The 12,902-nt window shown below is 63.1% G+C and carries 11 protein-coding genes and 2 pseudogenes; 6 read left to right on the top strand and 7 right to left on the bottom strand.

Annotated features, from left to right (window positions below; translation table 11 throughout):
* Positions 1 to 8 precede the first annotated feature (8 nt).
* A pseudogene (locus ACFXS9_RS30390) lies at positions 9 to 275 on the top strand (alkylphosphonate utilization protein); the annotation flags it as partial.
* A gap of 64 nt (positions 276 to 339) precedes the next feature.
* Complete coding sequence (locus tag ACFXS9_RS30385; RefSeq protein ID WP_392695288.1) at positions 340 to 600, top strand: SemiSWEET transporter; 261 nt, start codon at positions 340 to 342, stop codon at positions 598 to 600.
* An 87-nt stretch (positions 601 to 687) separates the two neighbouring features.
* Here the strand turns inward: ACFXS9_RS30385 and ACFXS9_RS30380 are convergent, their stop codons facing one another.
* Positions 688 to 1,383, bottom strand: coding sequence for a DUF1013 domain-containing protein (locus ACFXS9_RS30380; protein WP_057844387.1), 696 nt, complete (start codon positions 1,381 to 1,383; stop codon positions 688 to 690).
* Positions 1,384 to 1,602: 219 nt separating this feature from the next.
* Here ACFXS9_RS30380 and ispH point away from each other — a divergent pair, with 219 nt between their 5' ends.
* From ispH to rnhA, 3 genes are read left to right on the top strand one after another with little or no spacing between them, the layout of a single operon-like run.
* Positions 1,603 to 2,571 (top strand): 4-hydroxy-3-methylbut-2-enyl diphosphate reductase, encoded by a 969-nt coding sequence (gene ispH / locus ACFXS9_RS30375; protein WP_028348105.1) that lies wholly within the window; start codon positions 1,603 to 1,605, stop codon positions 2,569 to 2,571.
* A 5-nt stretch (positions 2,572 to 2,576) separates the two neighbouring features.
* Positions 2,577 to 3,557, top strand: a complete 981-nt coding sequence (locus ACFXS9_RS30370; protein WP_392695284.1) for a homoserine kinase — start codon at positions 2,577 to 2,579, stop codon at positions 3,555 to 3,557.
* The gene (gene rnhA, locus ACFXS9_RS30365) at positions 3,554 to 4,018 is read left to right on the top strand and encodes a ribonuclease HI (RefSeq protein ID WP_057844385.1); all 465 of its coding nucleotides are present in this window, start codon (positions 3,554 to 3,556) and stop codon (positions 4,016 to 4,018) included. The genes ACFXS9_RS30370 and rnhA overlap by 4 nt, the downstream gene beginning before the upstream one ends.
* 326 nt (positions 4,019 to 4,344) lie before the next feature.
* Here the strand turns inward: rnhA and ACFXS9_RS30360 are convergent, their stop codons facing one another.
* The 6 genes and pseudogenes from ACFXS9_RS30360 to ACFXS9_RS30335 form a co-directional block, all read right to left on the bottom strand.
* Positions 4,345 to 4,830, bottom strand: coding sequence for a peroxiredoxin (locus ACFXS9_RS30360; RefSeq protein ID WP_028348108.1), 486 nt, complete (start codon positions 4,828 to 4,830; stop codon positions 4,345 to 4,347).
* 186 nt (positions 4,831 to 5,016) lie between these two features.
* Positions 5,017 to 5,565 carry a DUF924 family protein gene (locus ACFXS9_RS30355; RefSeq protein ID WP_392695281.1) on the bottom strand — a complete coding sequence of 183 codons (549 nt, stop codon included), beginning with the start codon at positions 5,563 to 5,565 and terminating at the stop codon, positions 5,017 to 5,019.
* A 21-nt stretch (positions 5,566 to 5,586) separates the two neighbouring features.
* Complete coding sequence (locus ACFXS9_RS30350; protein ID WP_392695279.1) at positions 5,587 to 7,269, bottom strand: long-chain fatty acid--CoA ligase; 1,683 nt, start codon at positions 7,267 to 7,269, stop codon at positions 5,587 to 5,589.
* Between the two features lie 272 nt (positions 7,270 to 7,541).
* Entirely contained in the window at positions 7,542 to 8,996 is a 1,455-nt protein-coding gene (locus ACFXS9_RS30345) for a serine hydrolase (RefSeq protein ID WP_392695276.1), read from the bottom strand.
* Between the two features lie 211 nt (positions 8,997 to 9,207).
* Entirely contained in the window at positions 9,208 to 10,986 is a 1,779-nt protein-coding gene (locus ACFXS9_RS30340) for a glucan ABC transporter ATP-binding protein/ permease (RefSeq protein ID WP_392695274.1), read from the bottom strand.
* Between the two features lie 183 nt (positions 10,987 to 11,169).
* Positions 11,170 to 12,245, bottom strand: a pseudogene (locus ACFXS9_RS30335) (ABC transporter substrate-binding protein).
* 241 nt (positions 12,246 to 12,486) lie between these two features.
* Between ACFXS9_RS30335 and ACFXS9_RS30330 the strand changes: the two are divergent.
* A complete protein-coding gene (locus ACFXS9_RS30330; RefSeq protein WP_392695271.1) occupies positions 12,487 to 12,882 on the top strand; it encodes a hypothetical protein in 396 nt (131 codons plus the stop codon).
* Positions 12,883 to 12,902 lie beyond the last annotated feature (20 nt).

Here is a 12,902-nt window from a genome sequence, read left to right as displayed (position 1 = left end):
TCCCCTCTCCTTGTGGGAGAGGGTGGACGCCGGACTTCATACAAAGAAGGCATCACATGGACATCAAGGTCAGGGATTCCAACGGCGCACTGCTCGCCGAGGGCGATAGCGTCACGCTGATCAAGGATCTGAAACTGAAGGGATCCTCCACCGTGCTCAAGCGCGGCACCGTGATCAAGAACATCCACCTCACCGACAATGAGGAGGAAATCGAAGGCCGCACCGACAAGGTCAAGGGCCTGGTGCTGCGCACGGAGTTCTTGAAGAAGGCGTGAAGCGTGTCGGCTCACCCGGTCGGCCTTCTTAAATCCATCTTCGAATCGATGCTATAAGGGCGGCATGGAACAACTTGCAATCAAGCTGCTGGGGTTTGCCGCCGCAACCTGCACGACTCTCGCTTATGCACCGCAGTTCGTGAAAGTCTGGAGAACCCGCTCCACCGAAGACATCTCGCTTGGAATGTTCCTCGTCATGGTGCTCGGCCTCCTGCTCTGGCTGTTGTACGGCCTGCTTTCCGGTGATGCGCCGCTGATCGTTGCGAATGCGATTACGATCGTCCTGGCCGGCGGAATCCTCTGGATGAAGCTGAAGTACGGTTGAAGCGGCTGTCAGCCGCAGCGCTCGTCGCAAACAAAAAACGCGGCGGGTTGCCCCGCCGCGTTCGACATCTGCCGTAGCCGATAACTTCTACTCTTCCTCGTCCTGCTTCTTGCCGCCGATATTCTTGAGCTTGGCGAACACGGCATCGACGTTGAGGTCGTCCTCCGACTTCTCGCTCGGCTCGAATTCCGGCTCCTTTTTCGTGGTCTCGGAGGCCGGCAGCAGGGTGGCGCCGCCGTAAGCCGCGGGCACCGGCTTTTCCTTCGCCGCGCGCTGCACCTCGAAATCGAGCTCGATCTGCGAGCACAGGCCGAGCGTCACCGGATCCATCGGGGTCAGCGTCGAGGCGTTCCAGTGGGTGCGGTCGCGGACTGAGGCGATGGTGGTCTTGGTGGTGCCGACCAGGCGCATGATCTGCGCGTCCTTCAACTCAGGATGGTTGCGGACCAGCCACAGGATCGCGCTCGGCCGCTCGTGACGGCGCGACACCGGGGTATAGCGCGGGCCCTTCTTCTTGGCGGCCGGCGGCAGCACCACCTTGCTCTCGCCGAGCTTGAGGCGGTAATTCGGGTCCTTTTCGCCTCTTTCGATCTCGTCGCGGGTCAATTGCCCGGTCGAAATCGGGTCCATGCCTTTGATGCCCTGGGCAGCGTCGCCATCGGCGATGGCGCGGACCTCAAGGGGGTGCATTTTGGTGAAATCGGCCACCTGGTCGAAGGTCAAAGCGGTATTATCAACCAGCCACACGGCCGTCGCCTTGGGCATCAGCGGTGCATTGCTCATGGCAAATCTCCTTTGTGCCTCGCCCACCTCTTTTGGAGGCGAAGCCTGTGGTCATCGGTGATGACGGGAATTCAACGCCTATATAGGCCTTCCAACCCCTTTGGCGCAATGGTCTGCTAAAGTGCCTTGACACAGCCCGAAACCAGTCCCAAGTCCTTATCCGAATTGGCCGTTCCCTGCCCGCCGGCAAGGGGTGATTCGGTCCCGAGATAGCGCCCCATGCCAGCCAAACCAGACCTCAGAATCGTGCTTTGTTCTCCCCGCGGCTTCTGCGCCGGGGTGGTGCGGGCCATCGACACCGTGGAGCGGGCGCTCGCCATTTATGGCGCCCCCGTCTATGTCCGCCATGAGATCGTGCATAACCGCTACGTGGTCGACAGCCTGAAGACCAAGGGCGCGATTTTCGTCGAGGAACTCGCCGAAATCCCCGACAATACCAACGCCCCGGTGGTGTTTTCGGCCCACGGGGTTCCCAAATCGGTTCCGGCGGATGCCCGCGCCCGCAATTTCTTCTCGCTGGACGCAACCTGCCCGCTGGTCACCAAGGTGCATCGCGAGGCCGCGATCCACTTCAAGCGCGGCCGTGAAATCCTGCTGATCGGGCATTCGCATCACCCTGAGGTGGTCGGCACGCTCGGGCAGTTGCCGACGGGCGCGGTGACGCTGATCGAGACCGCTGAGGATGCCAAGACGTTCGCGCCGAAGGATCCGAACAACCTCGCTTTCGTGACCCAGACGACGTTGTCGATCGACGACACCGCCGAGATCGTAGCTCTGCTCAAGGAGCGCTTCCCGAACATCAACGGCCCGCACAAGGAAGACATCTGCTACGCCACCACCAACCGCCAGCTCGCGGTGAAGAAGGTGGCGCCGGTTGTCGATGCCCTGATCGTGGTCGGCGCGCCGAACTCGTCGAACTCGCAGCGCCTGCGCGAAGTCGCCGAGCGCGAGGGCTGCCCGGTCTCGGTGCTGGCGCAGCGCGCCTCGGATCTCGACTGGTCGCGCTTCGAGGGCATCAAGAGCCTCGGCATCACCGCAGGCGCCTCCGCGCCGGAAGTGATCGTCGAGGAAATCATGGGCGCCTTCGCCGAGCGGTTCGAATTGCATGTGGAGACGGTGTCGGCCGCGGAGGAGAACGAGTTCTTCCCGCTGCCGCGTTCGCTGCGGCCTGAAGCTGCCGCCGAGTAGTCGCGATGGCGGTTTACACCGACGTCGCCGCCGAAGACCTCGCGGAGTTCCTGAAGGGCTACGAAATCGGCGAGTTGCTCTCCTACAAGGGCATCGCCGAAGGCGTCGAGAATTCCAATTTTCTGCTGCATACCAGCAAGGGTGCGTTCATCCTCACGCTCTATGAAAAGCGCGTGGCGGTGGACGATCTGCCGTACTTCCTGTCGCTGATGGCGCATCTGGCCGAGCGCGGCGTGCGTTGCCCGCAGCCCGCTCGTAACCGCAGGGGCGAAGTCTACAGCGAACTGGCCGGGCGTCCCGCGGCGATCATCAACTTCCTCGAAGGCATGTGGCCGCGGCGGCCCAACGCCGCGCATTGCACCGGCGTCGGCGAGGCGCTCGCAAAGATGCATCTGGCGGGCCGGGACTTCCCGATGTTCCGCAAGAACCCGCTGTCGGTGGAGGGCTGGCGGCCGCTGTTCGATGTCGCCGCATCGCGCGCCGACAGCGTCGCGCCCGGCTTGCAGGACTTCATCGCGCGCGAGCTCGATCACCTCGAGGCACGCTGGCCGAAAGATCTGCCGCTCGGCGTCATCCACGCCGACCTGTTTCCCGACAATGTCTTCTTCCTCGGCGACAAATTGTCGGGCCTGATCGACTTCCCGTTTTCCTGCAACGACATCCTGGCCTACGACATCGCGATCTGCCTGAATGCGTGGTGTTTTGAGCCGGATCATTCGTTCAACGTCACCAAGGCGCGCGCGCTGCTCAACGCCTATGGCCGCGAGCGGCAATTGTCTGATACCGAGCAGGAAGCGCTGCCGCTACTGGCGCGCGGCTCGGCGCTGCGCTTCCTGCTGACGCGGCTGGTCGATTTTCTCAACGTGCCGCCGGGCGCGCTGGTGAAGCCGAAGGACCCGCTCGAATACGTCCGCAAGCTGCGCTTTCACCAGAGCGTTTCCAGCGTCCGCGATTACGGCCTGACCCAGCCCGGATTTGTCGCTTGAGCGAATTGCCTCACGTGACGGTTTTCACCGACGGCGCCTGCTCGGGCAATCCCGGCCCCGGCGGCTGGGGCGCGATTCTGAGGTTCGGCGATAAAGAGAAGGAACTGAAGGGCGGCGAGCCGCACACCACCAACAACCGTATGGAGCTGATGGCGGCGATCTCCGCGCTGGAAGCACTGAAGAAGCCGTGCGTGGTCGATCTCACCACCGACAGCCAGTATGTCCGCCAGGGCATCAGCGGCTGGATCCATGGCTGGAAGCGGAACGGCTGGCGCACGGCGGACAAGAAGCCGGTCAAGAACGTCGACCTCTGGCAGCGCCTCGACATGGCGCTAAAGCCGCACGAAGTGCGCTGGCACTGGATCAGGGGCCACGCCGGCCATGCCGAAAACGAGCGCGCCGATCAACTCGCACGCGAGGGCGTGGCAATGGCGAGGCTGCAGGAGAGGGTCGGGAAGTAGGCGCGCCTTCCCCTCTCCCCTTGTGGGAGAGGGTGGATCAATCGCGCAAAGCGCGATTGAGACGGGTGAGGGGTTCTCTCCGCGGGTCTGCGTCCCTCGTCTGAAACGTCTGCGTCCGCGGAGAGAACCCTCATCCGGCGCTTCGCGCCACCTTCTCCCACAAGGGGAGAATGGAACGGGGCGTCCATCCGTCGTCATTGCGAGGAGCCAACGGGTCGCGCGAATGCGCGCCCGATGACAGGCTCTGCGACGAAGCAATCCATGCTTTGCTTCAGCGCGCGCGGAGAGATGGATTTGCTTCGCTTCGTTCGCAATGACGGAGGAAGTTACAACTGCCCCAGCAGCGTATCGCCGCCGGAAACTTCGACCTTGCCCGGCGCGGGCTCGAGGTTGAGCTTCTTCACCACGCCGTCTTCCACCAGCATCGAATAGCGCTTGGAACGGATGCCGAGGCCGTTGCCGGAGGCATCGAGCTCCATGCCGATCGCCTTGGTGAAGTCGGCATTGCCGTCGGCGAGGAATACGGCTTCGTCGCGCTGGTCGGTGTCGCGCTTCCACGCATTCATGACGAAGGCGTCGTTGACGGAGACGATGGCGATGGTATTCACGCCCTTGTCCTTGATGGCGTAGGCGTTGAGGAAGATGCTCGGCAGGTGCATCTTGTGGCAGGTGCCGGTATAGGCGCCGGGCACCGCGAACAGCGCCACTTTCTTGCCCTTGAAAATGTCGTCGGTGGTTTTGACCTGCGGGCCTTCCGCGGTCATCACGCGAAACTTGGCTTCCGGCAGCTTGTCGCCAACTTGGATCGTCATCGTCAATTCTCCCTCAATGAGCGGTGTGTGCCTTATAGCGTTTTCGAGCGAAGTGGGTACCGGTTCGCGTGAAGAAAACGCGTCAAAATAACAATCTGGAGCGAACGCTCCAGACCGGGCAGGTGAACGGCACAATATTCAGGGGAGGGGAAACGGCAACGGTCGAGACCGTTCACGCTTGCGTCATCACGGCGAAAAGCCGCCTTCATCGAGGAATGCCTGCTCCTCCGGCGTGGTAGCGCGGCCCAGAAGGTGGTTGCGGTGGGGAAAGCGGCCGAAACGCCGGATGATATCGGCGTGGTGCTCGGCCCATTTCAGGCTTTCGGTATGGCCGGCCGCGCGTGACAGCTCGATGCAGCGCAACTGGTCGCCCAGGTGCTCCGAATGCATGAAAGGCAGATAGAGGAATTCGCGCAAAGCGGGATCGATCCGCGCGTCGACGCCGTGATCGACGGCGCGGTGCGCCACTTCACGGGCGAGGCGGTCGCTGGCATAGGTCCTGATGTCGCCGCGGAACATGTTGCGGGGAAACTGGTCGAGCACGATGACGAGCGCCAGCGCGCCGTCATCGCTCGTTTCCCACGACGATAGCTCGCCGGCCGCCGCTCTCTGCCAAAGGCCGAGAAAGCGCCGGCACACCTCCGCATCGAAAGCATCGTCGCGTGTGTACCAGCGGTCAGGGCCGGCGTCGCGCCAGAAGGCCAGAATGTCGGCTGGCGCGTTAGTCTCCGTCATGTCGAGACGTCCGCCTGCGCCTTACGCTGCGGCCTTCTTCTCGTCGCGCAGTTCGCGGCGCAGGATCTTGCCGACATTGGTCTTGGGCAGATCGGTCCTGAACTCGATCTGCTTGGGGACCTTGTAGGCGGTGAGCTGCGTGGTGCAGTACTTGATGACGTCATCGGCGGTAAGGTTCGGGTCTTTCTTGACGATGAAGGCCTTCACCGCCTCGCCCGACTTCGAGTCCGCAACTCCGATCACGGCGCATTCCAGCACGCCCGGGTGGCTTGCGATCACTTCCTCGATTTCGTTCGGATAGACGTTGAAGCCCGAGACCAGGATCATGTCCTTCTTGCGGTCGACGATCTTGGTGTAGCCCCGCTCGTCCATGACGCCGATGTCGCCGGTGCGGAAGAAGCCGTCCGCGGTCATCACGTTCGCGGTCTCTTCCGGCCGATTCCAGTAGCCGGCCATCACCTGCGGGCCCTTGGCGCAGATCTCGCCGGGCTGGCCGAGCGGCACTTCCTTACCGTCGTCGTCGCGGATCGAGATGTAGGTCGAGGGCACGGGAATGCCGATCGAGCCGGAGAACTGGTCGGTGTCGGCGGGGTTGCAGGTCAGCACCGGCGAGGTCTCGGACAGGCCATAGCCCTCCGACAGCGCGCAACCGGTGACCTTCAGCCATTTCTCGGCGACCGGCTTCTGGGTGGCCATGCCGCCGCCAAAGGAGGTCTTCAGCTTGGAGAAGTCGACCTTGTCGAAGCCGGGCGCGTTGAGCAGGGCGTTGTAGAGCGTGTTGACCGCCGGGAAGCTGTTGACCTGATACTTCTGCAGTTCCTTGATAAAGCCAGGTATGTCACGCGGATTCGGGATCAGGAGGTTGACGCCACCGGCGCGCACCGCCATCAGGAAGCACGCCGTCAGCGCGAAGATGTGATAGAGCGGCAGCGCGCAGACGATGAAGAGCTGGTCGACATGCGGCGGCTTCTTCAGCGCCGGCTGCAGCCATGCGTCGTTCTGCAGCACGTTGGCGAGGATGTTCTTGTGCTGCAGCGTCGCGCCTTTGGAGACGCCGGTGGTGCCGCCGGTATATTGCAGGAAAGCGACGTCGTCACGCGTGAGCTGCGGCTTGCTGAGCTTCATGCTGCGGCCGGCGGCGAGCGCATCATTGAACGAGACGGAGCCCGGAAGCGACCACGCCGGCACCATCTTTTTCACCTTGCGCACGACGAGATTGACGATCACGCCCTTGAAGCCGAGCAGGTCGCCCATGCTGCCAACGATCACGTGCTTCACGGATGTCCTCGCGATCACCTGCTGCACCGTGGTGGCGAAATTCTCCAGCACGATGATCGCTTCCGCGCCGGAATCCTTGAGCTGATGCTCAAGCTCGCGCGGGGTGTAGAGCGGATTGACATTCACCACGGCATATCCCGCGCGCAGCACGGCGGCGGTCGAGACCGGGTATTGCAGCACGTTCGGCATCATCAGCGCAACGCGGGCGCCCTTTTGCAGGCCCTTGCTCTGCAGATAGGCACCGAGCGCCTGGGACATCTCGTCGAGGTCGCGGTAGCTGATCGACTTGTCCATGCAGATGAACGCCTTGCGATCGGCGAACTTCTTGAAGCTTTCTTCCAACAGCTCGACCAGCGACGAGTACTGGGCGACGTCGATATCGGCTGGCACGCCGGCCGGATATTGCTTGAGCCAGATCCGCTCCATGGTATCTCCCTCTGGTTCCGAGCCCGGCTCTGATTGCATCAGATCCGTGCTCTAATTTTTGTTTGACGCGTTTTCTTCATGCGAACCGGTACCCACTTCGCTCGAAAACGCTATGGCTCCCTGTCTCTCGGCCGGGCATGCCTTGTTTTGGGCAGTATTGTGAATGCCGCCGCCGATGGCAAGCGGCTGCGCGCTATCGACGCATTTCGGCGATCTGGAATCGTTCGGCCGAACGGCAGGAAAGCTGCCTAATTACGTGGCTCCGCGGCCCGTTAACCAGCCGGCTTGGTTTCGCCTTTGGGTTTAGCGGCGGCGTTTGGCTTGGCCGGTTTTGGCGCGGGCTTGTCTCCGACGGCCGCGGGCTTGGCGGCTGCGGGTTGGACGGCTGGCTTTCTTTCAGCCGAAGCAGCCGGCTTTTTCTCGGCCGAGGCGGTCGGCTTGGCGGCAGCATCCGGTTTGGCGTTTGCGTGCCTGACGGCAGCAGGCTTGGCTGCCGGCTTTGCGTTGGCTTCAGCCTTGGGCGCTGCAGCGGCGTCGGGCCTCTTCGCGGCAATCTTTGACTTCTTGCCGCGCTTTGCGGACGCCTGCTTTTCGGCCTCCGCCGCAACGGCGGCGATCAATGCGGGGCCGGTCTTGGTTGGACCGGTATAGACCGGAACAGGCTCGGACGGCTCTGCCGCGGCCGCCAGCAGATCCGCAGGTTTGACCGGGTGGTTCTGCAGCCCCGCCGTGAAGAAGTTCACCGCGGTCTCGCCAGTCGAAGTGTTGCCGTTGCTGGCGACGATGTCCGGGTCCTCATCGGTAGCCGGCCGCTTGCGCTTGCCGTTGCACATCTCGTCGCGCAGGTTCGGCGGCGTCGCATCGACCGGAACCAGTTTGTCGACGGTGCCAAGCGCGGGCGTCAGCCAGCCCAGCCCGTTGCCGAAGCCGCGCTCCAGCAATTGCGCCGCGCGCACCGCGCGCGCCTGGCCCGAGGATGCGCCGAGCACGACGGCGATCAACCGCTTGCCGTTGCGCGTGGCGGACGCGACCAGATTGTAGCCGGAAGCGCAGATGAAGCCGGTCTTGAAACCGTCGGCGCCGGGATAGCGCCCGATCAGCTTGTTGAAATTCTGCGTCACCCTGCGGCCGTAGCGGATCGAGGGGATCTGCATGAAGTATTCGTATTCCGGCAGGTCGCGAATGACGGCGCGCGCCAGCATCGCGAGATCGCGCGCCGAGGTGACCTGTCCGTCCGCGGGCAGGCCGTTGGGATTGACATAACTCGTCTGCGTCATGCCGAGCCGCAAGGCGGTCTGGTTCATGATCGCCGAGAAACCGTCGACCGAGCCGCCGACGCCTTCGGCGAGCACCACGGCCATGTCGTTGGCCGACTTCACCATCATCATCTTGAGCGCGTTATCGACGGTGACCTGGGTGCCGGGAGGAAAACCCATCTTGGACGGCGACTGCGAGGCGGCGACCGGCGACACCGTCAAGAGCGTGTCGAGCGACAGTCGTCCTTCCTTGACCGCCTTCAGCGTGACGTAAGCCGTCATGATCTTGGTCACCGAGGCGGGATACCAGGGCATGGTGGCATTGTCGGCCTGCAGCACCTTGCCGGTATCTGCTTCGACTACCAACAGCGCTTCGGCGTGCACGGCGCGCGGCGTTATGACGGCAAGCGCCGTCGCCAGCAAAATCAGGTTCAATGAGGAAGCGCGAAGCAACGGGCGAAGAAGATGCACTTTTCCGTTCCGGTCCTTTGAGACCCGCCTTCGAAAAGGAGAGGTCCTTAAATCAAATGTTCGGGTTTCAAGCGTGTCCGGCGCCGTCGCATTGCGGCAGGTCGCAAACCTATACCGGCTTGGCGATTCAGAACAGAGGCCCGGCGATTTAATCGTGGACGAAGTGGGCGCAATTTCGGCGATAATTGAACCGTAACAGAGGCTTGCCGGCCTATTTGACCTTGATGCCGGCCCGGGCATTCTCCTGCACCATGAACTGGGCCTTGGCGAGTTCCGCGAAGCGACCGCCCATGGCCACCAGTTCATCGAAAGTTCCACTTTCGATCACCCGCCCGTTGTCGAACATCAGAATGCGGGTCGCGTTGCGAATGGTCGAAAGACGGTGAGCAATCACAAAGGTGGTGCGGCCCTTCATCACCTCGTCGAGTGCCGCGTTGACCTTGGCCTCGGTGACGGCGTCGAGCGCGCTGGTCGCCTCGTCGAGAATCAGGATCGGCGGGTCTTTCAGCAGCGCACGGGCGATCGACAAGCGCTGCCGCTCGCCGCCGGATAGCATGCGGCCGCGCTCGCCGGCATGCGTTTCGAATTTCTTCTCGCTGCGCTCGATGAATTCCAGCGCCTGGGCGCGGCTTGCGGCGACGCGCATTTCCTCATCGGTCGCGTCCGGCTTGCCGACGCGCAGATTGTCCGCGATCGAGCGGTTGAACAGCAGCGCCTCCTGGAACACCACGCCGATGTTCCGCCGCAGCGCCGTCAGCTTCAACGCGCGAATGTCCATGCCGTCGATCTTGATGATGCCGGACTGCGGATCGAAGGCGCGGTGCAACAGCGCGATCGCCGTCGACTTGCCGGCGCCGGTCGGGCCGACCAGGGCGATGGTCTGCCCGGGCAGAGCGGTAAACGAAACGTCTTCGACCGCGGGCCGTTTTCCGTCATAGGAAAACGATACGTCGTGGAATTCGACGAGGCCGGAAAGCCGTCCGGTATCGACCGCTCCGGGCCGGTCGCGCACCGCGGGCACAGCGTCCAGCACGTCGAAGAATTCCTGCAGCCTTGGGGCCTCCATGAACACGCTGTTGACGAAGCTCACCACCTGTTCCAGCTTCTGGATCAGCATGGTCGCGAAGCTGACAAACATCACGATCTCGCCGACCGTCGTCTGTCCCTGCGCGTGCAGGTAGATGCCGACGGTAAAGATCGCGAGCACGGTGATGGTGGTGGAAGCACGGGTGATGACGGTTACCAGAGCCCACCAGCCGAGCACCGGCATCTGCGCGGCGAGCAGCTTGTCGGCGACGAAACGCAAGCCCTGCACTTCGGCATCGATCCGTACGAAGCTCTGCACCAGCGCGACGTTGCCAAGCGCATCAGACGCGCGCGCCGAGAGATCGCTGTACTGCGCCTCGACGTCGCTCTGCATGCCGTAGGTCTTGCGCACGACAAACGTGGTCAGCGCCGTGAACACGACGCACAGCACGAACAGGAGGATCGCCAGCCGCCAGTTGATGTAGAGCGCGAGCGGCAGCAGCACGACCAGCGACAGGATCGCCGCAAAATGCTCGCGGAAGAATGCAAGCCAGAGCCGCCACAGCGCGTCGGTGCCGTTCAGCATCACCTTCATCAGCCGCCCGGAATGGGTGCCGGTGTGGAAGGTCAGCGGCAGTTGCATGATGTGCTCGAAGTAATCAGTCAGCACCACCTGGCGCTGTCGGTGCGCCAGCTTGTCGGCATGGAGCGCGACGAGCGCGCTGCACGCGATGGTGAACAGGCCGAACGCCACCCAGGCGGCCAGCAGCGGCCAGGCCGAGTTCGTGGCCAGCGGCCCGCTCTGCGGCTTGCCGGAGAGCACGTCGACGATCTTGCCGAACAGCACCGGCTCGGCGAATTGCGCCCCGGCCAGCAGGAGATTGGCGACGGCGAGAATCCAGCCCAGCCGCGCCTCCTTGCCAAGCAGCTCAAGGACACGGGTGTAAAGGCGCAGCATGGACATCAGATGAGGACTCGCAAGGCGATTCAATCGCCCATTGTAAACTGGGATCGCTCGGGACGACTAGTGAGGCCGGGCGCACACGTCAACGACTTGAGCAAGCGGCACCCCTCTCCCCAACCCTCCGCGGGGGAGGGGGTAGGGAGAGGGGTAAGCCCAGAGCACCGGCGGAAGAAGGGCCCTCACTCAATTAATCAGCCGGCTGTTGAGTGGGGGCAGAAACTGATCGTCGAAAATGTCGGACGCCTGCGGCCGTTTCTGAAACTTGAAGTCGTCCGCGACCTGATCGATCGAGCGTTCGAAGCGGGCTGGATCGATGGCGCCGATACCGTTGCGTTTCACTTCGCTGGTCAGGACGTAGTCGCGCAGGATGCTTTGCAGACGCTCGAATTCGAGGTCCTTCGAGCCGCCGTCCATGCGATTTGCGACCTCGGTTGCGGCGCGTTCGGGGTCCTTGACCGTGAGATGCAACCCGCCGATGACGGCTCGCACGAACCCTTCACCGCTTCGGGCTTGGCGGCCGCCAGCGCCGGATTGGCGATAATAGCGAAACCGTAGGCTTCACAGCCATAGTCGGCGAATTTCAGCACCGCCAGATCGTCGGCAGGCACGCCGCGATCCCTGAGATTGATCGCCGACAGATAGGAGAATCCGGTCACGGCATCGATCTGGCCCGCCGACAGCATCGGCTCGCGTACCGCGGCACTGATGCTGCTCTGCTTCACGCTCTTGATCTTGATGCTGTTCTGGTGCGCTACCGCCGGCCACAGCCGGGCCGACAGGTCGCCTTCGGCGACGCCGAGAGTCTTGCCCTCAATGTCGGTCAACGCGCGGATGCCACGACTCTTGCGGGCGATGATGGCATAGGGCGCCTTGTTGAACAGCACGAACACGGCCTTGATCCTGGGGCCGCCCTGCTTGTCCTTGTCGCGCAACCGCATCAATGCGTTGATGTCGACGACGGCAAAATCGCTGGTGCCGGCCGCGACGCGCGCAATTGCGTCCGGCGATCCGCTGGCGATGTTGATCGTGACCGCAAGCGCCTCAGCGCTGAACAGGCCGCCGGCGGCCGCCATCACGAACGGCGCCGCCGCGGCATCGATCGGACGATCCAGCGAAAACTGGATTGCGAGCGGAGGCCGAGGCTCGTCGGCGGCAAGGGCGCTATTCGCTGAGAAGCCCGCAATGGCGCACAGCCCGGCAAGGAAAACCAAGAGAACGCTCAGGCGAGAGCGGATGGCGTTGGTCCTGATCGCGCGCATCGAGATGACATCAGCAAGAGGTGGGACAAGTTGCCGCTCCGGCGATGTCGGTTTCGTGACATCGCCGACGGCAGACTTGGCCTTTAGGCGAGCTATTGTGCAGCATCTAACCTGAATGGTCGATGACTGCCACGATTTTGCCAGGGATCGTTCAGCCGCCGTTCGGATTCGGGAACCTAGTATCCGTTCGGTGGTTAGCTATCGAAGGCCTGTCAGGCCAGCTCCCACGGAGGATGTCGAGATGTTTGCGCGAAAAGGTGTGTTTTCATCGATCGGCCGCGCCGGCGCGGTGGCAACGGTTGTGGCCGTTGCACTGACGGCAGTCGCGCCGACCACGGCATTCGCGGGCTCCGCGCCGTCGAGCAAGGGCGTGACGGCCTCGACCGGGACCAGCGACGCGACCGATATCAGTGCCCGGCGCCGGTACTATCGCGGTGGCGGTGGTGGCGCGGCGGCAGCGGCGGCCTTTGCCGGCATCGTCGGTACGGGGCTTGCGATTGCGGCCACCCAGAACCGCCGTTACTACTATGACGATTACGGCTATTACGGTGGCGGCCCGGTCTATTATGGCCGCCCGGCGCCTTACTACTACGCGCCCCGCCCGTACTATGGCAGCCCGTATTATGGCGGATGGTAATCGCGAGACCATTAAAGTTA

Source organism: Bradyrhizobium sp. RDI18, from assembly GCF_043203335.1.
In the GTDB taxonomy this organism is placed as follows: Bacteria; Pseudomonadota; Alphaproteobacteria; order Rhizobiales; family Xanthobacteraceae; genus Bradyrhizobium; species Bradyrhizobium retamae.
This window is presented reverse-complemented; position numbering and strand designations above follow the sequence as displayed.

Coding starts and splice junctions, on each gene's coding strand:
- ACFXS9_RS30350 (WP_392695279.1), bottom strand. CDS start 7,269: ATGGAGCGGATCTGGCTCAAGCAATATCCGGCCGGCGTGCCAGCCGAT.
- ACFXS9_RS30355 (WP_392695281.1), bottom strand. CDS start 5,565: ATGACGGAGACTAACGCGCCAGCCGACATTCTGGCCTTCTGGCGCGAC.
- ACFXS9_RS30330 (WP_392695271.1), top strand. CDS start 12,487: ATGTTTGCGCGAAAAGGTGTGTTTTCATCGATCGGCCGCGCCGGCGCG.
- ACFXS9_RS30385 (WP_392695288.1), top strand. CDS start 340: ATGGAACAACTTGCAATCAAGCTGCTGGGGTTTGCCGCCGCAACCTGC.
- ACFXS9_RS30360 (WP_028348108.1), bottom strand. CDS start 4,830: ATGACGATCCAAGTTGGCGACAAGCTGCCGGAAGCCAAGTTTCGCGTG.
- ACFXS9_RS30370 (WP_392695284.1), top strand. CDS start 2,577: ATGGCGGTTTACACCGACGTCGCCGCCGAAGACCTCGCGGAGTTCCTG.
- ACFXS9_RS30380 (WP_057844387.1), bottom strand. CDS start 1,383: ATGAGCAATGCACCGCTGATGCCCAAGGCGACGGCCGTGTGGCTGGTT.
- ispH (WP_028348105.1), top strand. CDS start 1,603: ATGCCAGCCAAACCAGACCTCAGAATCGTGCTTTGTTCTCCCCGCGGC.
- ACFXS9_RS30340 (WP_392695274.1), bottom strand. CDS start 10,986: ATGTCCATGCTGCGCCTTTACACCCGTGTCCTTGAGCTGCTTGGCAAG.